Source organism: Streptomyces sp. NBRC 110035, assembly GCF_000829695.1.
In the GTDB taxonomy this organism is placed as follows: Bacteria; Actinomycetota; Actinomycetes; order Streptomycetales; family Streptomycetaceae; genus Streptomyces.
In genome coordinates this window covers 56,143-80,279 of sequence record NZ_BBNN01000034.1, presented here as the reverse complement: position 1 = coordinate 80,279, position 24,137 = coordinate 56,143, and the positions used below count along the sequence as shown (strand labels likewise).

Genomic DNA, 24,137 nt, shown 5'->3' with positions numbered 1-24,137 from the left:
CCCGGCTCACGCGCGTCACAGTTCCTCCCCCGGCGGCGCAGCAGTCGCAGATACACCAGCGTGACGGCGAGCAGGATCAGCAGCATCACCACGCCGATCGCGACACCGAGGCCGTACTGCGAGGACGCGAACGCCTTCTGGTACGCGTAGACGTTGAGGACCAGGTTCTGGCCGGCGATGCCGCCCCCGCCGGTCATGACGTAGATCTGGGTGAAGACCTTGAAGTCCCAGATCACCGACTGGATGGTGACGACGACCAGGATCGGCCGGAGCATCGGGGCGAGCACCGAGCGCCAGACACGCCACTGCGAGGCGCCGTCCAGGGCGGCGGCCTCCAGCACCTCCGCGGGCACGGCGCGGATACCGGCGTGGACGGTGACCATCACGAACGGGAAGGAGCACCAGACGACCTCGAGCAGGACGAGGGAGAAGGCGCTGTACCTCCCGTACGTCCAGAAATGGTCACCGAGACCGAGGATCCGGTTCACCGGACCGAAGTCGGCGTCGAAGAGGAGCAGCCACACCGTGGAGCCGGTGACGGCCGGGGTCGCCCAGGCGCCGAGCGCGGCCAGCATCAGCGCGAGCCGGGGCACGGCGCGCACCCGGGTGAGGAGCACGGCGAGCGCGCAGCCCACGGCCAGGGTGGAGGCCACGCAGGCCGCCGCGAACAGGACGGTGGTGAGCAGCACCTGCCAGAACTGCTCGTCGGCGAAGAGTTCGCCGTAGTTGCCCAGGCCCTGGAAGGTGGTCGGTTCGCCGCCGCTGACCTGGGCCTGGGTGTAGTGGAAGAGCGAGATCAGGCCGAGTTGGTAGACGGGGTAGGCGAGCAGCCCGCCGAGGACGACGAGGGCGGGGGCGAGATGGAGCCAGGGGGTGCCGGAGCGCCCGGCGGGGCGCGGGGCCGTGCCGGACGTGCGGCTGCCGTCGCGTGGGCGCGGCCGGCCACGAACCGCCGGCAGCCGTACACGGTCCACGCCCCCCGAGCTGCCGGGCGCGGTCATCCGGCGGAGCCGAACGCCTCGTTCATCTTCTTCTCCGCGCTCTCCGCGGCGGCGTCCACGTCCTTCTTGCCGCTGACGACCTCCTGGAACATGGTCGGCAGTACCAGCGAGGCGTCGATCTGCGCCCAGGCGGGCGAGGCCGGCACGAACTCGGTGCCGGCCTCGAGGGTCTCCACGAACGGTTTCAGGAACGGCTCCTCGGCGGCCGCCTGCCGGCGCACGTCCGAGAAGGTCGGCAGGAAGCCCATCGCGTCGAACAGTTCGCCCTGCGTCTTCTTCGAGGCGAGCCGCCGCATCAGGTCGACGGCGAGGGTGCGGTGCGAGGTCGACTTCAGGACACCGAGGTTGTTCCCGCCCGCGAAAGCGGGGGCGATGGAACCGGGCTCCACGCCCGGCAGCGGCACGACGGCGTACTTGCCCTTCACGGCCCCGGCCTCGATCGCCGCGTGGCTGAAGTCGCCGCCGATCGCCATGGCGGCCTTGCCCGAGGCGAAGGCGGTCACCGTGTCGTTGCCGCCCATGCCGGCGCACTTGGCGGCCGGGCAGTTGTCGTCGCCGAAGAGGGAGGTGTACGCCTCGATGCCCTTGCGGGCGGCGGGGGTGTCGATCGCGGAGGCGTACGAGCCGCCCTTGCCGGTGGCGAGTTCGCCGCCGTGGGCCCAGATGAAGGGCATCGCGCCGTAGGTGTAGGCACCGCCGACGGCGATGCCGTACAGGTCCGGCTTCGCGGCGCGGATCTCCTGTGCGGTGGAGATCAGTTCGGCCTGCGAGGCGGGGGGTTCGAGGCCGAGTTCGTCGAAGACGTCGGTGCGGTAGTAGAGGGCGCGCACGCCCACGAAGTACGGCGCGCCGTAGACCCTGCCGCCGACGGTGACCGACTGCCGGGCGGTCGGGTCGGTGTCCTCGGCCTCGTCCCAGTCACCGAACTCCTCGGTGACGTCCGCGAGTCCGCCGTCCTTCACGTAGCCGGCGGTGTCCGTGTTGCCGTACTCGACGAGGTCGGGCGCGGACTTCGGGTCGTTGAAGGCGGCCTTGATGCGCTCGGCGCGGGTCTCGACCGGGATGTACTCCACGGTGACCTCGGTGCCGTCGTGCGCCTTCTCGAATCCGGCGACGACGGACTCGACGACCTTTTCCTTGGGTGCGTTGTTCACCTCCTGGAAGAGCCAGACGCGTAAGGGCCCGGTCCTCTCGTCCTGGCCGGAGGAGGAATCCCCGGAAGTCCGGGGCGCGCAGGCGGCGGTGGCGATGACGGCCGCGAGGGCGACCAGGCGGACGGACAGCTTCATGGACGGCTTCCTCCGATGAAGCGCTGCAACATGCGCAACGCTGGTTTCGCCGTGCACAACAACACCGGAGGCTAGGGACTAGGTGAACGAGCCCACAAGAGGTCGCCACCACTCTGTGACCGACCGACGCACTCCGTGCGACGCGCGGGCAGCACGAAGGCCCCCAGGGCGTACACCACGCACCCGGGGGCCGGAGCCCGGCGCGGCTACTTGCCGCCCTTGCCCTTGCCGCCCTTGCCCTTGTCGTCGTCGCCGCCGCTCATGGACTCGTAGATCTCCTTGCACATGGGGCAGACGGGGTACTTCTTCGGGTCACGGCCGGGCACCCACACCTTGCCGCACAGCGCCACGACGGGCGTGCCGTCGAGAGCGCTCGCCATGATCTTGTCCTTCTGGACGTAGTGGGCGTAGCGCTCGTGGTCGCCGTCACCGTGGGAGGTCTGCGGCGTCGGCTCTACGAGGGTCCCCGTACCAGTCCCGCGCTCGGGCTCAAGAGTGCTCATGAAACCAAGAGTACTGAAGCTCACACGGCTCAGTTGAGCGAAGGGTCGTCCGGATACGTGGCCACCATCGCCAGGTCGCCCCGCTGGCGGCGCAGCACCTCGCGCCAGAGCCGCTCGGGCACCGGGGACGAGACGTCGCCGGGCTCCGACTCGACGACGTACCAGGCGCCTTCCACCAGTTCGTCCTCCAGTTGGCCGGGGCCCCAGCCCGCGTATCCGGCGAAGATGCGCAGCGAGCCGAGGGCGGCGGCGAGCAGCTCCGGCGGCGCCTCCAGGTCGACCAGTCCGATCGCGCCGTGGACCTGGCGCCAGCCCAGCGGCGCGGCCGTGGTGCCCGCCCCGGCCCCGCCGGGGACGACGGCGACGCCGAGGGCCGAGTCCAGCGACACCGGGCCGCCCTGGAAGACGACCCCGGGTTCGCCGGCCAGGTCCGCCCAGCCCTCCAGGATGTCGCCCACGTCCACCGGGGTCGGGCGGTTGAGCACGATGCCGAGGGACCCCTCCTCGTCGTGGTCGAGGAGGAGCACGACCGCGCGGTCGAAGTTCGGGTCCGCCAGGGCGGGCGTGGCCACGAGCAGCCGCCCTGTGAGCGAGGACACCTCGGTCATGCCAGACATGATCCCGCATCTTCCCCCTCCGTGGGGAGGCAATGGGAGTACGGGGGTGGTCGCGGCCGTCCGGCGCGGGAGCGGCCTGGTGGGGCGCCCGTCGGGGCGGGCCGAAGCGGCCCGCCGGAGCCGGGCGGGCGTACGGGAGCACCCCCGGCGCACGGTGGCACCGGTGACCCCGGGTGTCCGGACGGAAACCGCCCGTGTCGTGGCGGCCCGGGGGCGGGAGCGGGCCGTGCACGGACTGGTGGACCGGGCGTTGCGGGCGACTACCCTTGCCCTTCTGGCCCTGCCCCCCTCCACGGAACGCGAGATTCATGACCGTCAACGGCGCTGAAGACGTACTGCTTGTCCACGGCGGGACCCCGCTGGAGGGGGAGATCCGTGTCCGCGGTGCGAAGAACCTCGTACCGAAGGCCATGGTCGCCGCCCTGCTGGGCAGCGAGCCGAGCCGACTGGGCAACGTTCCGGACATCCGCGACGTCCGCGTCGTCCGAGGGCTGCTCCAGCTGCACGGAGTGACGGTCCGTCCCGGCGACGAGCCCGGTGAACTGGTGCTCGACCCCACGCGGGTGGAGAGCGCCAACGTCGCCGACATCGATGCCCACGCGGGTTCGTCCCGCATCCCGATCCTGTTCTGCGGCCCGCTGCTGCACCGGCTCGGGCACGCGTTCATCCCGGGGCTGGGCGGCTGCGACATCGGCGGCCGGCCGATCGACTTCCACTTCGACGTGCTGCGCCAGTTCGGCGCGACGATCGAGAAGCGTGCCGACGGCCAGTACCTGGAGGCCCCGCAGCGGCTGCGCGGTACGAAGATCAAGCTGCCGTACCCGTCCGTCGGCACGACGGAGCAGGTGCTGCTGACGGCGGTCCTCGCGGAGGGCGTCACCGAGCTGTCCAACGCGGCGGTGGAGCCGGAGATCGAGGACCTGATCTGCGTCCTGCAGAAAATGGGCGCGATCATCGCGATGGACACCGACCGGACCATCCGCATCACCGGTGTGGACAAGCTCGGCGGCTACAACCACCGCGCCCTCCCCGACCGCCTGGAGGCGGCCTCCTGGGCGTCCGCGGCGCTGGCCACCGAGGGCAACATCTACGTCCGCGGCGCCCAGCAGCGCTCGATGATGACGTTCCTGAACACCTACCGGAAGGTCGGCGGCGCCTTCGAGATCGACGACGAGGGCATCCGGTTCTGGCACCCGGGCGGCCAGCTCACGTCGATCGCGCTGGAGACGGACGTCCACCCGGGCTTCCAGACCGACTGGCAGCAGCCGCTGGTCGTCGCCCTGACCCAGGCGACGGGCCTGTCGATCGTCCACGAGACGGTCTACGAGTCCCGGCTCGGCTTCACCTCGGCGCTCAACCAGATGGGCGCCCACATCCAGCTCTACCGCGAGTGCCTGGGCGGCTCCCACTGCCGCTTCGGCCAGCGCAACTTCCTCCACTCGGCCGTCGTCTCGGGCCCGACCCGGCTCCAGGGCGCCGACCTGGTCATCCCCGACCTGCGCGGCGGCTTCTCCTACCTGATCGCCGCTCTCGCCGCCCAGGGCACGTCCCGCGTCCACGGCATCGGCCTGATCAACCGCGGCTACGAGAACTTCATGGACAAGCTGGGGGAGCTGGGGGCGAAGGTCGAGCTGCCCGGCAAGGCCCTCGGCTGAGACCGGCTCACCACCGGCACCGGCACCACCCGCCCGGCCGACCCGCCCGGCACCACCCGCCCGGCCGACGGGCCGGGGGGCTGAGGGCCCTCCCCCGGACAGACACAGCATGGACAAGCCGGGGAAGCCGGAGGCGAAGGCCGGGCTGCCCGGCAGGGCGCCCTGCCGGGCAGCCCGGTCCCCCGCCCGCCGGCCTGTCGCGGTCTCGCCAAAGGGGCGGCCACCCGTTCGGGTGGCCGCCCCTTTGGCGTCGCTGTGCGTCGTACGCCGTCCCGGGACGTACGAACGGCGGAATTACTTGCCCTTGGCGGCTTCCTTGAGCTTCGAGCCCGCGGAGACCTTCACGCTGTAGCCGGCCGGGATCTGGATCGGCTCACCGGTCTGCGGGTTGCGCGCGGTGCGAGCGGCACGGTGAGTGCGCTCGAAGGTCAGGAAACCGGGGATGGTGACCTTCTCGTCCCCCTTGGAGACGATGTCGCCGACGATGTCGGCGAACGCGGCCAGCACGGCGTCGGCGTCCTTGCGGGTCACCTCGGCGCGGTCGGCCAGCGCGGCCACCAGCTCACTGCGGTTCATGTTGTTACTCCCGTGTTCTTCTTGCCGTTGGGGCGTGCCACGCGGCGGGGCCGCACTTGGGGCACGACCAAGCCGATGCTGCCAGGGTCCTCGGTGAGTCCCCCGGACCCGGGTACTTATTCGGGCCCGTACGCCCCTGGAGGTGCTGCCCCCTGAACGTGGTCCCGGTGGAGCATCCTGCCTCTACCTGCGGCGGTAAAGCCAATCCGGCACTCGCAGGAGCCGCGATACCACCCCGGAGTCACCCGTGGGAGTCACCCGGGAGGCGCCCACGGCCCGACGACGGTAACGCTGCGTCCACTGTCGGCAGCGGACCGCGGAGGCCGGGGCCCGAGTCACGGCCGCCACCCTAGAGGGAGGCCGTGTGTCACGGGTTCCACGACGCGCCGTTCGCACACCTGCCGTGGTGATGGTCACAGCCGCGGCAGGGGTCCTAGGCGAGGGCGGCCGGGGCTTCCGTGTTCTTCGCGGCCTCCCGGACGGCACCGGCGACCGCGCCCGCGACCTTGTCGTTGAACACGCTGGGGATGATGTAGTTCGGGTTCAGCTCGTCCTCGGTGACCACGTCGGCCAGGGCCTTGGCGGCGGCCAGCATCATCTCGGTGTTGACGGTGCGGGACTGGGCGTCCAGCAGGCCGCGGAAGACACCCGGGAAGACCAGCACGTTGTTGATCTGGTTCGGGAAGTCGGAGCGGCCGGTGGCGACCACGGCCGCGGTCCGGCGGGCGATGCCCGGGTCCACCTCGGGGTCGGGGTTCGCGAGCGCGAACACGATCGCGTCGTCGGCCATCGCGGCGACGTCGTCGCCGTCGAGGACGTTCGGGGCGGAGACGCCGATGAAGACGTCCGCGCCGTGCACGGCCTCCTTCAGCGTGCCGGTCAGGTTCTCCTGGTTGGTGTTGTCGCCGATCCAGCACAGCGGGGAGTCGGCGGGGGCGTCCACCAGGTCCGCGCGGCCCGCGTGCACCACACCGTGGATGTCGGCCACGACGGCGTGCTTCACACCGGCCGCGATGAGCAGCTTGAGGATCGCCGTACCGGCCGCGCCGGCGCCGGACATGACGACCCTGATGTCCTCGATCGCCTTGCCGGTGACCCGCAGCGCGTTGGTCAGGGCGGCGAGGACGACGATCGCGGTGCCGTGCTGGTCGTCGTGGAAGACGGGGATGTCGAGGGCCTCGCGCAGCCGGGCCTCGATCTCGAAGCAGCGCGGCGCGGAGATGTCCTCCAGGTTGATGCCGGCGAAGCCCGGGGCGATCGCCTTGACGATCTCGACGATGGCGTCGGTGTCCTGCGTGTCGAGGCACAGCGGCCAGGCGTCGATGCCGGCGAACCGCTTGAACAGGGCGGCCTTGCCCTCCATCACCGGCAGGGCGGCCTTCGGGCCGATGTTGCCGAGGCCCAGCACGGCGGAGCCGTCCGTCACGACCGCAACGGAGTTGCGCTTGATGGTGAGGCGGCGGGCGTCCTCGGGGTTCTCGGCGATGGCCATGCAGACGCGGGCCACGCCCGGCGTGTAGATCATCGAGAGGTCGTCACGGTTGCGGATGGGGTGCTTGGACGCCATCTCGATCTTGCCGCCGAGGTGCATCAGGAACGTACGGTCCGAGACCTTGCCCAGGTTGACGCCCTCGACTCCGCGGAGCTTCTCGACGATCTCGTCGGCGTGCCCGGTGGAGGTGGCCGCGATGGTGACGTCTATGCGGAGTTTCTCGTGGCCGGACGCGGTGACGTCGAGGCCGGTGACCGTGCCGCCGGAGGATTCCACGGCGGTGGTGAGCTGAGAGACGGAGGTTCCGCTCGCCGGCACCTCCAGCCGGATGGTCATCGAGTAGGAGACGCTGGGCGCCGTTGCCATGGCCGACTTCCTCTGCTTTCACCGTGTAGCTGCTTTGTGCCGTCCGATCGTCGCACCTACCGCCGAGTACGTGGTAGCCGCATCCGATTGCGAACGTTTTGGTCACAGGGAAAGCGGGTAACTGCGAAACCCTCCGGAAGGCCGTTCCACCATACGAGAAGTCGGGGGACGTTCGTACGCCCCGTACGTCTCGCAGGCCAACGCGAGAGGCCCATGTCACCCGGAAGTGACATGGGCCTCTCGGTTGCTCAGTGACACCGGCCCGCCATGCTCGCCTCGCGGCAAGTGGTCGCTCGTAGCGACGAAGGTTGGGCCCGGGGGCTTGGATCGGGCCGGTGTCACTTGCCAGGCTAACAAACGGATGCCGCAGAACCACTCCCTCGGCCGGATCAGTCCCGCAGCAGATCGGGGACGCCCGCCGCGTCCGGCTCGTCGCGTTCCGCCGAGACGACGGTGAGCTGCTGGGTGGCGCGGGTCAGGGCGACGTACAGGACGCGCAGGCCGGCCGGGGACTCGTCGGCGATCTCGGCCGGGGAGACGACGATCGTCGCGTCGTACTCCAGGCCCTTCGCCTCCAGACTGCCGAGGGCGACGGCCCGGCCGCCGAGCCCGTCCAGCCAGCGCCGCGCCTCCTCGCGGCGCTGCATGGCGACGACCACACCGACCGTGCCGTCGACCCGCTCCAGCAGCCGGGCCGTCTCCGCGCGCACGGTCTCGGCCAGGGCGGAGCCGGGTGCGGACGGGCCGGCGGTCACGAAGCGGGGTTCGACGCCGATGGAGCGCACCGCCCGCGGCGAGGTGGAGCCGGGCATGGCGAGTGCGAGCACCTTGGCGGCGAGGTCGGCGATCTCGGCCGGGTTGCGGTAGTTCACGGTGAGCTCGAAGCGGCGGCGGGGCCTGCTGCCGAGGGCCTCGTCGCGGGCCTGGGCGGCATCGTCGGGGTCGGACCAGGACGACTGGGCGGGGTCGCCGACGACCGTCCAGGTGGCGTGCCGGCCGCGCCGGCCGACCATGCGCCACTGCATGGGGGTGAGGTCCTGGGCCTCGTCGACGATGACATGGGCGTACTCGGTGCGCTCCTGGGCGAGGCGTTCGGCCCGTTCGCGCTGCGACTCCTCGCGCACCGGCAGCAGTTCCTCGAGGCCGGTGAGCTGGTCCAGCGGGTCCAGCTCACGCTTGCGCCGGGGGCGGGAGGGGGCGCCGAGGACGGCCTGGAGTTCGTCGAGCAGCGCGATGTCGTGCACCGAGCGGCCGTCCCGCCGCAGGGAGCGGGCGACCTTGCGGACCTCGCCCGGGTTGAGGACGCGCCGGGCCCAGCGGCCGAGGCGGCGCTCGTCGGCCATGGCGTCCAGCACGGCGGCCGGGGTCAGTTCGGGCCACCACGCGTCGAAGAAGGCGAGGAAGGCGTCCTCGGTGGTGATGTCGTCGTCGAAGGAGGAGCGCAGTTCGGCGGCCAGCTCCGGGTCGGTGTGCCGGCCGCCCGCGCCGGAGCGCTCCCACAGGGCGTCGAGCAGCAGCTTGCGGGCGCGGGGGCGCAGCAGATTCACCGGGGCGGTGCCGCCGAGGGCGGTGTGGCGGACGGCCGCCAGTTCGTCGGCGTCCAGTTCGAGCCGCCGGCCGAAGGCGACGACGCGCAGCCGGGTCGGCGTGCCGCCGCTCTCCAGGGCGCCGCGTGCGGCCTTGCGGATCACCCTGAGCATGCGGGAGGAGCCCTTGGCACGGGCCACCGCCGGGGCGTCGTACAGGGTGGCCTCGGCGCCGTCGACCAGGGAGCCGATGGCGCGGATGGCGACCTGGCCCTCCTCGCCGAGGGAGGGCAGGACGCCCTCGGTGTAGGCGACCAGGAGCGGTGTGGGCGAGACGATCAGGATGCCGCCCGCGTACCGGCGCCGGTCCTGGTAGAGCAGGTAGGCCGCGCGGTGCAGGGCGACGGCGGTCTTGCCGGTGCCGGGGCCGCCCTCGACGTGGGTCACGGAGGCGGCGGGGGCGCGGATCACCAGGTCCTGCTCGGCCTGGATGGAGGCGACGATGTCCCGCATGCTGTGCGTCCGGGCCTGGCCGAGCGCGGCCATCAGGGCGCCGTCGCCGATGACGGGCAGCTCGCGGCCGTCCAGGGAGGCCGTCAGCTCGGGGCGCATCAGGTCGTCCTCGACACCGAGGACCCGGCGGCCCTTGGAGCGGATGACGCGGCGGCGCACCACCCGGCCGGGGTCGACCGGGGTGGACCGGTAGAACGGGGCGGCGGCGGGCGCCCGCCAGTCGATGACCAGCGGGGTGTAGTTCTCGTCGAGGACGCCGATGCGGCCGATGTGCAGCGTCTCGGCGATGTCGGCGGTGTTGTCGGGTCGGACGGCGCCCTCGGCGGGCTCGACGGCGGTGTAGGCGCCGTCGGGTCCCTTCTTGCCGTCCTTGCCGAGGAGCAGGTCGATCCGGCCGAAGAGGAAGTCCTCGAACTCGTTGTTCAGCCGGTTGAGGTGAACGCCGGCCCGGAAGACCTGGGCGTCCCGTTCGGCGAGTGCGCCGGGCGTGCCGACCTGGCCGCGCCGGGCGGCGTCGTGCATGAGGAACTCGGCCTCGTGGATCTTCTCCTCGAGCCGCCGGTACACCCGGTCGAGGTGTTCCTGTTCGCCGCTGATCTCCCGGTCGCGAGTGGATTCGTGAACCGGATCGACCGCGGTTTCCTGCTGAGCCTGAACGGCCACCGGGCCCCCTTCTGACGTGCTGGGCAGCCGTCAACCGTACGCGAAGGGGACCCGTCAGGCTATGCGTCGACCTCGACGAGCTTGTCGCCGTCGAAGGTCACGATCTCGAAGCTGTCGATCTCGTCGGGGTTCAGCGAGGCGCCGCCCTGGACGTGGAGCGGCTGCTTGGCCTTGTCCGTCTTGGCGTCCGGCAGGCCGTAGCCCCACTCCGGGACGGTCCAGGAGGTCGCGGTCTCCCGCTCGCCGTTCTTCCCGACGACGACCAGGGCGCACTTCTCGGGGCCCTTGACGTTGGTGATCCGCGCGGCGAGGCCGGTGCCCCAGTCCTTCTCCTCGAACGCCACGGTCACGGAGACCTTGGTGCCCGGGTCGGTCACGGCGAGCTTGTCGGGGATCTGCTCGAAGACGTCCTTCGCGGGGTCGGCGGAGAGGGTCTGGCTGGTATTGCCTCCCCCGCTGCCGCTGTCGCCCCCGCCGTTCGCCGCGACGGCGACGAAGGGGCCGCTGACGATCAGGGCGCCCGCGGCGGCGACCATGTAGAAGTTGCGGCGGCGCTTCCTGGCGCGGCGCTCGGCGACCTCGTCGACCAGTTTCTCCACCACGCGCGGCGCCGGCTTGGCCGACAGCGACTCGCCGAGCGACGGCGTGCCGGTGCCGGGCAGGTCCGCGAGGGCGGCCAGCATCGGTTCCATGCCGGCGAGTTCGTCGAGCTGCTGGGCGCACCACTCGCAGCCGGCGAGGTGCGACTCGAACGCGGTCGCCTCGGCATCGTCGAGGATACCGAGAGCGTAGGCACCGACGGTCTCGTGCTCGTTCGGCACCGGTGATCCCTGCATGGCACCAGACATACCCGTACCGCTCGCTCCGAATCCCCCGTACGCACTCATCACGCCGTCACCCCCCGCTCCTCCAGAGCCAGCTTCATCGAACGCAGGGCGTAGAACACCCGGGAGCGGACCGTGCCGCTGGGTATCCCGAGGGTCTCGGCCGCCTCGTTCACGGTACGTCCTTTGAAGTACGTCTCGACGAGCACCTCCCGGTGGGCCGGGGTCAGGTCGTCGAGTGCGTCCGACAGCGTCATCAGCCACAGCGCCTTGTCGATCTCGTCCTCCGCGGGGATGACCTCCAGCGGCGACGGATCGACCTCCTGCGGCCGGGCCTGCCGGCTGCGGTGGCCGTCGATGACGATGCGCCGGGCGACCGTCACCAGCCAGGGGCGTACCGATCCGGTCGCCCGATTGAGCTGACCGGCGTTCTTCCAGGCACGGATGAGCGTCTCCTGCACGACGTCCTCGGCTCGTTGCCGGTCTCCGGCGACGAGCCGCAGGACGTAGGCGAGCAGAGGCCCGGCGTGCTCTCGATACAGCGCACGCATCAACTCCTCGTCGGGTTCGTTCGACGAGGACGGGGACATGCGATGTCGGGCCCTCGCTCCACGTTCATTGGCCACGGCCGCATCCTTGCGCACGCCCACCTCCGGTGTCCCGGGGATCCCCCCGTCGGTCGCTCGACATCGGGTACGGAGGCGGTGCGCCGGGTGTTCAACGTGAGGCGTCGTTTTTCTGAAGAGTGAGGTGAAGACCGGGACATGGGAGCACATTCCCCCCGCTCCTTTTTCACATTTCCACCACAGGCGGGGGAGCGGCCCGGCCGCCCGTGACGCACGGAAGGCAAACGGGGTGTTGGCGATGTCACACGTCCACGGAGTTGAGGACGGGTCAGGCGCGGGGGTGCGCCGCGGCCCTGCGGCGGTGGCGGGCCACGCGTTCACGGTTGCCGCAGACCTCGCTGGAACACCAGCGCCTGCGGCGGCCCCGTGAGGTGTCCAGGTACACGATCGGGCAGTGGTCGCCCTCGCACTGCCGCAGGCACGCGCGCGCGAGCGGGTCGGTGAGCAGGTCCACGGCGTCCCGGGCGATCGCCGCGAGCAGCGCGGCGCAGCCGGGCGGCGCCTCCAGCCGCCGTACCAGTGCCCCGTCGTCGCCGGGGACCGCGCGCGGCGCGGGGGGCGCGACCCGGGCGGTCTCGTTGAGGCGGGCGAGCGCGAGGTCGTGGGCGGCACCGCCGGGCCCCGGGCGACCGCGCGCCGGACGGGCGAGGTGGCCGCGCACCAGACGGGCGAGGTGGCCGCGCAGTTCGCGGAAGGCGACCGGCCAGGCGTCGTCGGCGTGGGTCAGCGGGGTGCCGTCCGGGACGAGGCCGGAGCCGGTGATCCAGGCGCTCAGCACGTCGACGGAGCCGAGCCGTTCCTCGGGATGCGTGGTCGCGAGGAGATCCAGACAGACCCGCCCGGTGTCGAACCGCAGCTCGTGGGGCGCCGTGACCGTACCCAGTGCCATGTGCCTGTCACCGCCTAGGGTTCACCCCGGTCGGGTGGGGGCCGGGGCGGTGCGAGTGAGGGATCTGAGGGACGCGTTCCGGGAATCCGCTCCCTCTACAGTGCCCGCCCGCTCCCCCGCCCGGAACCCCCCGTCCGGAACCCTACGACCGGAACCCCCTCGCCCGGGACACCCGGCCCGGACGTTCCGGCCCGGTCCCGGGACGGACCCCTTGCCGGTGCCACCCGCGTCCCACGTCCCACATCCCGCACCGGGTTGCGGCCCCGGCACAGGTCCCGACCGAGATCCGACCCGGCCCCGGCACAGGCCCCCACCGAGGGCCGCGCCACCTACCGACGCAGGACACTCCTCCCGGCCCCCGCCCAAGGCCGGTCCACGTCCCGGTTCAGGACCCGCACTCGTACGCCTCCCCCCGGCCTCACGCGCGGCGCCGCGCCGTCCGGTCCGTTCAGGCGTCCCCGTACTTGGCGTCCGCCTGGGGGTCCAGGGCCAGGCGGTAGCCGCGTTTGACGACCGTCTGGATCAGCCTGGGTGCGCCGAGGGCGGTGCGCAGGCGGGCCATCGCGGTCTCCACCGCGTGCTCGTCGCGGCCGGTGCCCGGCAGCGCGCGCAGCAGGTCCGCGCGGGCGACGACCCAGCCGGGGCGGCGGGCCAGCGCCCGCAGCAGCGACATGCCCGCGGGCGGTACGGGACGCAGCTCGCCGTCCACCACGACGGCGTGCCCGCGGATCTCCACCCGGTGCCCGGCGACCGGCAGCGAGCGGGTCCGGCCGGGCAGTTCCCGGCAGAGCAACTGGACGAGGGGGCCGAGCCGGAAGCGTTCCGGCTGGACCGTGTCGACGCCCCGGGCCTGCAACGGCAGCGCGGTGACCGGGCCGACGCAGGCGGGCAGGACGTCGTGGCCGAGGGCGGCGAGGACGTCGTCGAGCAGACCGCGTTCCGTGGCCCGGGACAGCAGGGACGCGGCGGCGGGCGCGCTGGTGAAGGTGACCGCGTCCAGGGTCCGGGCGACGGTGGCGTCGAGGAGCCGGTCGACGGGGGTGATGTCCTCCGGCGGCATCCACCGGTAGACGGGCACCCCCACCACGTCCGCTCCCGCGGCCCGCAGCGACTCCACGAACCCGGGCAGGGGTTCACCGTGCAGCTGGAGGGCGATCCGCAGTCCGTCGACGCCCTCCTCCAGGAGCCGGTCGAGGACCTCGGCCATCGACTCCGACGACGGCGACCACTCCTCCGTCAGCCCGGCCGCCCGGATCGCGCCCTTGACCTTCGGTCCGCGGGCCAGGATCCGCACCCCGCGCAGCCGCGCCAGCAGAGCGTCGCCGAGCCCCCAGCCGTCGGCGGCCTCGACCCAGCCGCGGAAGCCGATCGCCGTGGTGGCGACCGCGATGTCCGGAGCCTGTCCGATGATCTCCTTGGTGGCGGCCAGCAGTTCACTGTCGTCGGCGAGCTGCACGATCCGCAGCGCGGGGGCGTGCAGGACGGCGGCACCACGCCGCTGGAGCAGCGCGCCCAGCTCGTCGGCCCGGCGCGCCGCGGTCACCCCCACGGTGAAGCCCGCGAGCGGCCCGTGGTCGGGGGTCTGCTCCATGGTCTGCTCCGTGGACGGCTCCGTGGGCCGGTCGGGTTTCTGCTGTTCGTCGTGCATGGTTCTCGTCCCGCTCTCGTCCCGCACTCGAGTCGGTGTGCTGCGTTGCGTTGCGTTGTGCTGTGTTGCGTTGTGCTGCCCGAGGCACGGCTCGTCCTCATGCCGACCGAGCCTGTCAACGGTCCATGACAGGCTCGGTTCTGCTTCGTGTCGCCCGTGTTACGTCACACCTCGGCATAGCTGAGCTGGGGCTTCTCCTCCGCGGTGGCCGTCGGCACGGACGGCCGGGCCGGGCGGCGAAGGTATACGGCCCAGGTGACCGCCAGGCAGACCGCGTAGAAGGCCAGGAAGGCGACGAACGCGCCGGTGCCGGACCCGTAGGAGAGGAAGGACTGGCGGAAGGCCAGGTTGATGCCGACGCCGCCGAGCGCGCCCACCGCGCCGATCAGCCCCATGGAGGCCCCGGACAGCCGGCGCCCGTAGGCGGCCGCCTCCTCGCCGCTCAGCCCCCGGGCCAGTGCCTTGGCCTGGAAGATGCCCGGGATCATCTTGTACGTCGAGCCGTTGCCCAGGCCGGTGAGCACGAACAGCACCACGAAGGCCACGGTGAACAGCGCCAGCGACTCCTGCATGGAGGCGAGGATCAGCACCCCGGTCGCCGCGCCCATGCCGACGAAGTTCCACAGCGTGATCCGCGAGCCGCCGTACCGGTCGGCGAGCCTGCCCCCCACCGGGCGGATCAGGGAGCCGAGCAGCGGGCCGATGAAGGTGACGTAGGCGGCCTCGAGCGGTGTGCGGTCGAACTGGTTCTGCAGCACCTGCCCGAAGGCGAAGCTGTAGCCGATGAACGAGCCGAAGGTACCGATGTAGAGGAAGGACATGATCCAGGTGTGCGCGTCCCGGGCGGCGTCCTTGGCCGCACCGGTGTCGTTGCGTACCGAGGCCAGGTTGTCCATGTACAGCGCGGCGAGCACGGCGGCCACGACGATCAGCGGGATGTAGAGGCCGAGCAGCACCCGGGGCCCGCCGCCCGCCCCGATGATCGCGAGGGCGGCGAGCTGGATCACCGGGACGCCGATGTTGCCGCCACCGGCGTTCAGACCGAGCGCCCAGCCCTTCTTCCGCAGCGGGAAGAAGGCGTTGATGTTGGTCATGGAGGAGGCGAAGTTGCCGCCGCCGATGCCGGCCAGCAGGCCGACCAGCAGGAACGTGGAGAAGGACGTCCCCGGCTCCATCACGGCGAACGCGGCGACCGTGGGCACGAGCAGCAGCGCGGCGGAGACGATCGTCCAGTTGCGCCCGCCGAACACCGCCACGGCGAAGGTGTACGGGACCCGGACGACGGCGCCGACCAGCGTCACCACCGACGTCAGCAGGAACTTGTCGGCCGGGGTCAGCCCGTACTCGGGACCCATGAAGAGCACGAGCACGGACCACATCGTCCACACCGAGAACCCGATGTGCTCGGACAGCACGGAGAAGAGGAGGTTCCGGCGGGCGATCGGCTCCCCGGTCCGGTTCCAGAACGTCTCGTCCTCGGGGTCCCAGTGCTGGATCCAGCGACCGCCCCTGTTCGGGGGCGGCGCCGGTGCGGGGACCTGGCCAGGGGCTGTCATGACGCCTCCACTGTTCTCCGGGGTGGTGCGGACGGATGCCGCGAGGGCCTGGGGGCCCGGGGCCTGGTCCCGAAGGTAGGGAGGGAGCGTTTCCGGCCCGTGGCGGTGGGTGACCGCTGGGGAACGTTGCTCTCACCCCGGGCCGGGGCGGGGTGAGAGGAGTCCGGCACCGGTCGGACACCACACCGTGAGGTCAGCGCTGCGGAGGCTGCCCGTAGGCGTTGTGCCGGGGGTACGGCGGCTGGACCGGCTGCCCGTACGGCGGCTGCGGCTGGGCGTAGGGACCACCGGGCACCGGGGGCTGCTGCGGAGTCCCGTACGGGACGGGCGCGGGCGGCGTGCCATGGACGGCGGGGGTGGCGGCGGGTGCGGGCTGGGCGTAGGAGCCCGGAGCCTGCTGGGCGTACGGGCCCGGGGCCTGCTGGGCGTACGGGCCCGGGGCCTGCTGGGCGTACGGGCCCGGGGCCTGCTGGGCGTACGGACCCTGCTGGGCGTACGGCGCGGGGGCCGCGCCCGGGGCGCCGTACGGGGCCCCGCCGTACGAGTTGCCGCCGTACGGGTTCCCGCCGAGCGGATTTCCGTGCCCCGGCGTCTGTCCGCCCGGCGGCAGGTAGCGCACCCGGCCGGTCTCGTCCGTCACCGGGGTGAACCCGGCCGCCCGGAGCCGGGCCGCGAACTTGGCGTTGCGCCTGCGGGTGACGACGAAGCCGATGCCGAAGGCGGTCATGAGGAGGAGCCAGATCACGCCCGCCACGACGAAGTCGGACGACGCGCCCCCGGACCGGTAGGCCAGGATCACGCAGCCGATGGAAAGACCGAGCGCCCCGTACCCCATCCGCTTCTCGGCGTTCTTGCCGGTGAGGTCGAAGTTGATGCGGGCCTTGAGGAGCTCGAAGGCGTCCGGCACGAGCGGCGGCAGGGAGACGCCGTCCCCCGCGTTCGGGTACTGGGCCCGGTTCTGCGCGGCCCGCGCCCGTGCCTGCGGGGAGGGGTCGGGGACGATCAGCATCCTGAGCGAGGCGTTCTGCCCGCCGCCCTGGCGCACGTCTGCGTACTCGTACCCGAACTGCTGCGCGACGAAGGCGAGTCGGGCGAGTTTCTTCACGGATGCCATCGCACTGGTGAGCTCCACCGGCTCCCCGCCCGCCATCAGCCCCAGCATCTTGCGCATCTGCCGCTTGCTCATCCGTTCCCGCTCCCCCTGGTCACACTGTTCACTTCCGCAACAGGGGGCAGTTTCGCACGGGGGCGCACCGTCGCGGAAGCGCGGCCGAGGCGCCTGGCGGAGGATCGAGCCTCACCGCAGCGCTCACCGCTCATCGCTCATCGCTCATCGCCCACCCACTTCGAACCACAGCAGCTTCCCGGCCCCGCACCCCAGCACGCTGCCGCCGAGGGCCCACCCTCCCCAGGAGTCGGCGCACTCCTGGACGAGGCGCAGTCCACGCCCGGACTCCGACAGCCGCACACTCCTTACCGACGCTGTCGCCACCCTCCTCGCGGCCGGCGCCCGAGACGGAAGCCTGCGAACGGACGCCGCCCCGGACGATGTCCTACTCCTCATGGGTGGCATCGCCTATTCCGTGCAGCACGGAACCAAAGAGCAAGCCCGCCCGCTCGTCGACCTCTTCATGGACGCGCTGACCAGGGACTCGACCGCGAGCTGAACCCGAGCTCCCGGACCGGCACGCCAACGCGAGCGCAGCCGCGGTCAATTCATCGAGTGGCTCTGTCGGCACTCATGGGGTTCTCTCGTGCCCGGCGGACACCGCTGGCACCTCGACACCGACGGCACCGCCTGGAACGGCGGCCTGGACGAACCCCTGCCCGGCGCCACCTGCCGCGTCCCCCACCGGCTCGCCTGTCCCGGCCTGGCCCTCGACGAGATCCGTCCGTGGCGGTGGCTGGAGACGGTCCGGCGGTTCAACACGGAGCGGGCACGGCGGAAGGCGGGTGAGCGGGGTTTCCCGGAGGCGCTGCCCGACGCGGGCTGACCACCGCGGACATCTCTGTTTCCACCCGGGCCGTCAGGCCCGGCCGGAACACGTAACGGGTTGCCGGCACCCCTTCGACGAGACCTGCGCCGACGTGGACCGCAGGCCCGGCGCCCTCGCCGACGCTGTCGCCGAAGAAGGCGGAGTCCCGGGAAGAGGGTCGTCGTCAGCCCCGGCGGGCTGCGCGGCGGCCGGGCCCCTTTCCGGCGGAGCGCTTCGCGCCGTTCGGCCACAGGCGGGGCCTTCGCTTCGCCGCGAGGTCCTCGACCCAGCCGACCGCGAGGACCGTCAGGCCGATGAGCGGCCAGATCAGGGCGAACATCCAGAGGGTGTACGTGCTGGTGATGGCATCCGCCCCGCGCTCGCTCTGCAGGAACGGGAGCCGGTACAGCAGGTCGATGATCGGGACGGTCGCCATGATCAGCATGTTGTGCCACAGGTAGATGGTGACCGCCCGGTTGTTGGAGAGGGTCACCAGCTTGTCCCACTGCGCCAGGCGGCCCGGGAGTTCCCGCCACGACGGGGAGTACTGGAGCAGGATCACGACGAACCCGAACGACCAGGCCGCCTGGGCCAGCGGGATGTCGTTGAGGTCCCAGCCGTCGGGGCCCAGGTGGTTCGACGCCCACCACAGGCCGAAGGCCATCACCAGCGACGCGCAGGAGACCGAGACGTACCGCGGGATCCGCTGCAGCATGCCTTCGTGGTGGGCGAAGCCCAGCACCCAGCAGCCGCCGTAGACCGCGAAGTCGGTGACCGCGTTGCCCGTTTCACCGGGGATGGTCACCAGGCCGGTGCCGACGACCGCCGTCAGGGCCAGCGGTGCGAGCAGGGTCGGCCAGGGGGCCCGGCGGAACGCCCACAGCAGCAGCGGCGAGGCGAGCACGAACCACAGGTAGGCGCGCAGGTACCACAGCGGGCCCGCGGCCTGCACCGCCCAGGTGTCGCCCAGCAGGCCCGACGGGGAGCCGAGCTCCCAGGGATAGGGCGGAGCACCGATCGGGACGATGTAGTTGAACAGCCCGATCAGACCCCAGGAACCGTCGTCCTTCGCCGGGTTCCAGCCGTTCGCGAACATCATCGCCAGCACGACCACGGCGAACGCCCACATGGGCGGCAGGAGACGGCGGACCCGGCTGCGGATCACGCTCCCCGCCGGACGCTTCAGCGAACGCGCCATCAGCGAACCCGCCAGCGCGAACATCACGCCCATCGACGGGAACAGCACCGTCAGCCAGGCCCAGCCGAACAGGTGGTAGACGACCACGCGGACCAGGGCGAGGGAGCGCAGCAGGTCGAGATACCGGTCACGGCCGGGCTTCGCGGGGGCCGCCGGGGCGTCGGGGTCCGGTACGGGCGCGGACGCGGTCGTGCGCTGCCGCGGGACCGCGAGCGGCGTTTCCGGGACGCCGTGCGCGTCTCCCGTGCGCCCGGTTCCGTACGGGCCGGCCGGCTCCGGCACCGGGCCCGTACCGGTCGTGTATCCGTGGGTCATGCCACGGGCCTCCGATCGTCGTCGGTCCGCGCGTTCTGGCGCGGCACCGAGCCGCCGGGCGCCTCGACGACGCCGGTGCGCCGCAGCTTCTGCCAGCGCAGGCGGCCGCCGGTGAGCGCGGTGATCCAGGACTGGAGCAGCACGACGTACATGAGCTGGCGGTAGAGGAGCTGCTGCAGCGGCAGCGAGATCAGGTGGGTCATGCGTTCGCGGTCGAGCCGGAAGGCGAAGGCCGCGCAGACCGCCTGGACGGCCAGGACCCCCAGCCACGCCGTGATCGTCTTCTCGGTCGGGCCGAAGACGAGGCCGTAGAGCAGGAAGACGTCGATCAGGGGGGCCAGCAGCGGGGCCACGATCATGAACAGGGAGACGAAGGGCAGGCCCACACGGCCGAAGCGGCCCGAGGGCCCCTTGTCGATCACGGCGCGGCGGTGCTTCCAGATGGCCTGCATGGTGCCGTAGGACCAGCGGTAGCGCTGGGACCACAGCTGCTGGACCGTCTCCGGGGCCTCGGTCCAGGCGCGGGCGTTCTCGGCGTAGACCACGCGCCAGCCGGCGCGGTGCAGCGCCATGGTGACGTCGGTGTCCTCGGCGAGCGTGTCGTCGCTCATGCCGCCGATCGGGACCAGTGCCGAGCGGCGGAAGGCGCCGACGGCGCCCGGGATCGTCGGCATGCAGCCGAGGACGTCGTACATGCGGCGGTCCAGGTTGAAGCCCATCACGTACTCGATGTGCTGCCAGGCGCCGATGAGGCTGTCCTTGTTGCCGACCTTCGCGTTGCCCGCCACGGCTCCCACCCCCGGGTCGCCGAAGGGCTGGACGAGTTCGCGGACGGTGGACGGCTCGAAGACCGTGTCGCCGTCCATCATCACGACGATGTCGTACCGGGCGTTGGCCAGGCCCCGGTTGAGGGCGGCCGGTTTGCCCGCGTTGAGCTGGCGGATCACCCGGACGTTGGGCAGGCCCATGGCCTCGACGATGCGGGCCGTGCCGTCGCTGGAACCGTCGTCGACGACCAGGACCTCGACCGGGTGGTCGCTGTCCATCAGGGAACGGACGGTGTTCTCGATGCACTTGGCCTCGTTGTAGGCCGGGACCAGCACCGTCACCGGTTCGGTGACCGGCGGGCCCCAGCGGAAGCCCTTGCGGCGGACCCGGCGGGCGTGGATGCCGGAGAGCAGGAGCATCAGCACGAAGCGGGCGATGACCAGGGTGCCGATGACCGCCAGGCCCACCACCAGGCCGCCGGTGATCTTCTCGGAGGCCTGGACCAGGAAGATCCACGCCTTGCCCTTCCACAGCTCGGCGCCGGTCACCGGAGTCATCGCGCCGGGCGCGTCCAGGGCCTCGGTGAGGTTGGCGAACTCGTAGCCCCGCTCCTTCAGGTCGGGCAGGAACCGGTCCAGCGCCGCGACGGTCTGGCTGCGGTCGCCGCCGGAGTCGTGCATCAGGACGATGGCGCCCTCGCCGTCCTCGGGCGTGGCACGGCGGATGATCTCGTCGACGCCGGGCCGCTGCCAGTCCTCGCTGTCGGTGTTGTTGACGACGGTGATGTACCCGAGGCTGCCGATGTACTCGGTGACCGGCCAGGACTTGTTGTCCATGGCGGCGGAGAAGGAGGAGTACGGCGGGCGGAAGAGGGAGGTGCGCACCCCGGCCGCGCCGGTGAGCGCCAGCTGGTTCTGCGACAGCTCCCAGTCGATGCGCTCCCTGGACTGGAGGGAGAGGTCGGGGTGGTTGAACGTGTGCAGGCCGAGCTCGTGGCCCTCGTCGACCATGCGCTGGACCAGGTCCGGGTGGCGGGAGGCCATGGTGCCGGTGACGAAGAAGACCGCGTGCGCGTCGTGCTTCTTCAGCACGTCCAGCACGCGCGGCGTCCAGGTCGGGTCCGGTCCGTCGTCGAAGGTGAGGACCAGCCGGCGGTCGGGCACGCTCAGGGTCTCGGCGCGCCCCTCCCGGGCGTCGATGACCGGGCCGCCCTCCAGGATCTTCTCCGGCACCCGGTCGGTGGCGGCGGGCGGCTGGACGCGGTGGTCGGCGAGGATCTCGCTGTGCGTGTATCCGCGCAGCATCAGCATCGCCGACAGGGCGACGAGGACGAGCAGCGGAAGCAGCAGGCGCAGGGGCAGACGGCGACGCCGGGAGCCGCCTCGGGCTCTGGTCGCGGGCCCGGGGCGGCGGGAGTGGGAGGCCATCAGAGAGCGTGCTCCGGGGACGGTGCGGTGGGGGCGGGGGACGGGGCGGGCTGTGCGGCGGGGTTCTCGGCGGCCACGGCCGGCGGGGCCTGGGGCGCCTGGGCGACCGTGTCGGTGCCGGCGGGCTCCTCGTCGCCGGGGCCCTCCTCCACGGGGGGAGTGTCCGGATCGGTGCCGGTGCCGCCGGACGAGGCCGGCGGGTCGGCGGTTTCCGTCTCGGCCGGGGGATCGGCCGGCTCGGTCGTGGCGGAGCCGCCGGTGCCGGTGCCCGCTTCCGGGGCGGTCCCGGTCGGCGTCGACGACGGCTCGGCGATCTCGCCGGACTCGGCCCCGGCGGTCGCCACGCCGCCCGCGGGGACGCCGGCGTCGGGGGAGGCGGGGGCGCCGGGGTCGCCCGCGGTCGGTCCGGTGCCCGGGGTCGGGTCGGCACTGGGCGACGCGACCGGCTCGGCGGGCCGCGGCGAGGTCTCGACCTTCCCGGCGGGCTGCTCCTTCCCCTGGCCGGGCACGGGCATCCAGGGGGCGGTGGAGTTGCCGGACACCAGCGTGGCGACGATCACAACGGCGTACCCGGCGCAGGCCAGGCCGACGGCCAGGCCGATCCGGCGGTAGAGGCGGCTGCGGCGGCCCGACTCGTCGACGAACACGGGTCCGTCCGCGGCGTCGCGGCCCGCGCCGCTGCGGTGCCTGCCCGGCGTTGCCCGCAGCACGCCGTCGCCGAACTGCACGGCGTCGAGCTGGACCGTCACCTCGTGCGGGTCGTGGGTGTGCTCGGTCGCACCGGCGTCCGCGACTACGGATGCGGCTGTCTCCGCGACTGCGGGCACCGGCCTGGTGGGCGCGGGGGCGGGCGCGGTCGCCTCGGCCCCCTCCTGCCAGGGGTCGCGCAGGGGAGTACGGGGCGGCCGGGGCGACGCGGGGACCTGGGTGGAGAGGCGCGCGGTGAAGCCGGTGTCCCCGGTGGAGGGGGGTGCGGGGGTGGTGCGGGCGGAGAAGGGCGCCCCGGGCTTCTCGAACCTCTCGGTCCGGTCGAACCCACCGCCCCCCTCGGCCGGAGTACGGGGCCTGATGCGCAGCGCCCTGGTCTCTTCGGGGTCCTCGAAGGCCCTCGGGGGCGTCGGGGCGGCCCGCTCCGGCCCGCGCTGTGCGGGCATCCTGCTCGTGCCGCCCGGCGGGGGCGTTGCGCTCATCGTGGTCGTCCTGGCCTTCGCGTCGTCCGGGGCGACCCGGTGCTCCAGGTCGGCCCGGTCGTCCGGGCCGGCCGCGTGGGGTGTGGCGGGGGTTCCCTTCACCGCGGTGGCGTCGTCCGCCCCGTCGGCACGGGCGGTGCGGCCGGGCACGTCCCGGGAGAACCACGTTCCCCGGTCGGTGGCAGAACCGCCGGGGGCGGGCCGGGCGTCCCCGGTCGGGGCGGCTTCGGCCTCGGCCTCGGACCGTTCAGGTTGGGCGTTTTCTCGCCACTTCTCCACGCGCACGCTCTTTCCCCCACGGGACTGTTCCGGGTGCGCGTGCGGCCTGGGCGTGCGCCGCCGGACATGGTCCCCCGCCCGCTCCGAGCGTCCCGTTTATCACACTGTGCTCGAGCATCGAATGTAGCGTACGCGGAGGTCCCGCGTTCCCCGGGTGTGGATTCGTGTCAGGCGTGAGACATCACGGACGGGCATGAGACATCCATGAGACATCACGGAGAACTCATGACATCGAGATCCCTGTCCGAAACCCACCCCTTCGCGGGCCGTCGCAACCAGCCCTCTTCCGCGGCGATTTCGGCCGCCGCACCACGAAGTCCCTCCAGAGCGGGGTGAATCATCCCTTTTCGCCACACCAGTGACACAGGGGACAGCGGAACGGGGTCGACCAGCGGGCGCAGCACCATCGAAGGCAGCGGCGGGAAGTCCACCACGGCGAGGACCGGATGCCCGGTACGGGCCATGATCCGCTGGGACTCCTCCTCACCGACGGCCAGGGGCGCGGGCGGCGCGACGTCGATGCCCCGCCCCTCGAACAGCAGCCTCGCGAGGTCGGTCCACTCGGGCGTGCGCGGATTGCCCGCCCCGGCGTACACGGTCTCGCCGGCCAGCGCGTCGAGCGGCACCCGGTCCAGGGCGGCCAGCCGGTGGCCCTCGGGAAGGATCACCGCCATCGGCTCGTAGCGTACGGGCTGCTGGTCGAGCCCGGCCTTCAGCGCCTCGGGGAGCCCCGCGAACCGTCCGAACGACGCGTCGAGCCGCCCCGCGGTCAACTCGCCCGCGGCCCAGGTCAGTCCGCTCTCGTAGCGGGCCATCAGCTCGTGACCGGGGGTGAGTTCGCGGGCCCGGTGCAGGACGCGGCGCCCGGTGGCCAGTCCCGGGGAGTTGAGGTCCACCAGCAGCGGCCGGGCCTGTCCGGCGGCGGCGAGCAGATCGTCCTGCGCGACCAGGGCCCGGCGGGCGTACGGCAGCAGGCGTTCACCGTCGGGGGTGAGCGCCACCTGCCGGGTGGTCCGTACGAACAGTTCGCTGCCCAGCTCCCGTTCCAGCCGCCGCACGTCGCGGCTCAGCGCCTGCTGGGCGACGTAGAGGCGCATCGCGGCGCGGGTGAAGTGCAGCTCCTCGGCGACGGTGACGAAGGCGCGCAGGAGCCGGGGGTCGAGGTGGGCGGGAGCGGGCACCCCGTGAACCTACAACGCGGGTGCGTGAATCGGTACCGGGAAGGTGTTGGACCGGCACC

General features: G+C 72.3%; 18 protein-coding genes and 2 pseudogenes. 3 read left to right on the top strand and 17 right to left on the bottom strand.

Features of this window, described 5'->3' with window-relative positions; translation table 11 throughout:
* Nucleotides 1-26: 26 nt before the first annotated feature.
* The 4 genes and pseudogenes from TU30_RS34490 to TU30_RS23480 form a co-directional block, all read right to left on the bottom strand.
* Nucleotides 27-1,001 (bottom strand): annotated as a pseudogene (locus TU30_RS34490) (carbohydrate ABC transporter permease); the annotation flags it as partial.
* Nucleotides 998-2,290: an extracellular solute-binding protein gene (locus tag TU30_RS23490; RefSeq protein WP_042173253.1), complete on the bottom strand. Its 1,293-nt coding sequence runs from the start codon at nt 2,288-2,290 to the stop codon at nt 998-1,000. The gene TU30_RS23490 and the pseudogene TU30_RS34490, both read right to left, overlap by 4 nt.
* Before the next feature lie 206 nt (nt 2,291-2,496).
* Entirely contained in the window at nt 2,497-2,793 is a 297-nt protein-coding gene (locus tag TU30_RS23485) for a DUF3039 domain-containing protein (RefSeq protein WP_042173251.1), read from the bottom strand.
* 29 nt (nt 2,794-2,822) lie between these two features.
* Nucleotides 2,823-3,401, bottom strand: coding sequence for a YqgE/AlgH family protein (locus TU30_RS23480; RefSeq protein WP_042173249.1), 579 nt, complete (start codon nt 3,399-3,401; stop codon nt 2,823-2,825).
* Between the two features lie 317 nt (nt 3,402-3,718).
* On the opposite strand from TU30_RS23480, the gene murA reads away from it, so the two are divergent.
* A complete protein-coding gene (gene murA, locus TU30_RS23475; RefSeq protein ID WP_042173247.1) occupies nt 3,719-5,065 on the top strand; it encodes a UDP-N-acetylglucosamine 1-carboxyvinyltransferase in 1,347 nt (448 codons plus the stop codon).
* A gap of 294 nt (nt 5,066-5,359) precedes the next feature.
* Here the strand turns inward: murA and TU30_RS23470 are convergent, their stop codons facing one another.
* The 9 genes from TU30_RS23470 to TU30_RS23430 form a co-directional block, all read right to left on the bottom strand.
* Nucleotides 5,360-5,641, bottom strand: coding sequence for an HU family DNA-binding protein (locus TU30_RS23470; RefSeq protein ID WP_042173245.1), 282 nt, complete (start codon nt 5,639-5,641; stop codon nt 5,360-5,362).
* Nucleotides 5,642-6,074: 433 nt separating this feature from the next.
* Entirely contained in the window at nt 6,075-7,499 is a 1,425-nt protein-coding gene (locus TU30_RS23465; RefSeq protein ID WP_042173243.1) for an NAD-dependent malic enzyme, read from the bottom strand.
* Between the two features lie 389 nt (nt 7,500-7,888).
* Entirely contained in the window at nt 7,889-10,201 is a 2,313-nt protein-coding gene (locus TU30_RS23460; protein WP_042173241.1) for a UvrD-helicase domain-containing protein, read from the bottom strand.
* 59 nt (nt 10,202-10,260) lie between these two features.
* A complete protein-coding gene (locus TU30_RS23455; protein WP_042173239.1) occupies nt 10,261-11,022 on the bottom strand; it encodes an anti-sigma factor in 762 nt (253 codons plus the stop codon).
* A 65-nt stretch (nt 11,023-11,087) separates the two neighbouring features.
* The gene (locus TU30_RS23450) at nt 11,088-11,675 is read right to left on the bottom strand and encodes a sigma-70 family RNA polymerase sigma factor (protein ID WP_074993260.1); all 588 of its coding nucleotides are present in this window, start codon (nt 11,673-11,675) and stop codon (nt 11,088-11,090) included.
* A gap of 244 nt (nt 11,676-11,919) precedes the next feature.
* Entirely contained in the window at nt 11,920-12,540 is a 621-nt protein-coding gene (locus TU30_RS23445) for an ABATE domain-containing protein (RefSeq protein WP_042173234.1), read from the bottom strand.
* Between the two features lie 448 nt (nt 12,541-12,988).
* Nucleotides 12,989-14,188: a uroporphyrinogen-III synthase gene (locus tag TU30_RS23440; protein WP_370626699.1), complete on the bottom strand. Its 1,200-nt coding sequence runs from the start codon at nt 14,186-14,188 to the stop codon at nt 12,989-12,991.
* Between the two features lie 164 nt (nt 14,189-14,352).
* Complete coding sequence (locus tag TU30_RS23435; protein ID WP_042173232.1) at nt 14,353-15,744, bottom strand: NarK/NasA family nitrate transporter; 1,392 nt, start codon at nt 15,742-15,744, stop codon at nt 14,353-14,355.
* 193 nt (nt 15,745-15,937) lie between these two features.
* Nucleotides 15,938-16,930, bottom strand: a complete 993-nt coding sequence (locus TU30_RS23430) for a membrane protein (protein WP_042173230.1) — start codon at nt 16,928-16,930, stop codon at nt 15,938-15,940.
* On the opposite strand from TU30_RS23430, the gene TU30_RS38370 reads away from it, so the two are divergent.
* Nucleotides 16,866-17,411, top strand: coding sequence for a hypothetical protein (locus TU30_RS38370; protein ID WP_370626698.1), 546 nt, complete (start codon nt 16,866-16,868; stop codon nt 17,409-17,411). The two genes, TU30_RS23430 and TU30_RS38370, sit on opposite strands and share 65 nt — an antisense overlap.
* A gap of 45 nt (nt 17,412-17,456) precedes the next feature.
* Nucleotides 17,457-17,738: pseudogene (locus tag TU30_RS23420) on the top strand (DUF6083 domain-containing protein); the annotation flags it as partial.
* A gap of 166 nt (nt 17,739-17,904) precedes the next feature.
* Here TU30_RS23420 and TU30_RS23415 read toward each other — a convergent pair.
* From TU30_RS23415 to TU30_RS23400, 4 genes are all read right to left on the bottom strand, one after another.
* A complete protein-coding gene (locus TU30_RS23415; RefSeq protein ID WP_042173225.1) occupies nt 17,905-19,233 on the bottom strand; it encodes an acyltransferase in 1,329 nt (442 codons plus the stop codon).
* Complete coding sequence (locus TU30_RS23410; RefSeq protein ID WP_042173223.1) at nt 19,230-21,428, bottom strand: glycosyltransferase; 2,199 nt, start codon at nt 21,426-21,428, stop codon at nt 19,230-19,232. The genes TU30_RS23415 and TU30_RS23410 overlap by 4 nt, the downstream gene beginning before the upstream one ends.
* Nucleotides 21,428-22,897, bottom strand: a complete 1,470-nt coding sequence (locus TU30_RS35575; protein ID WP_052479895.1) for a hypothetical protein — start codon at nt 22,895-22,897, stop codon at nt 21,428-21,430. The genes TU30_RS23410 and TU30_RS35575 overlap by 1 nt, the downstream gene beginning before the upstream one ends.
* A 212-nt stretch (nt 22,898-23,109) precedes the next feature.
* On the bottom strand, nt 23,110-24,078 hold the full coding sequence (locus TU30_RS23400) for a LysR family transcriptional regulator (RefSeq protein WP_042173220.1): 969 nt from the start codon (nt 24,076-24,078) through the stop codon (nt 23,110-23,112).
* Nucleotides 24,079-24,137 lie beyond the last annotated feature (59 nt).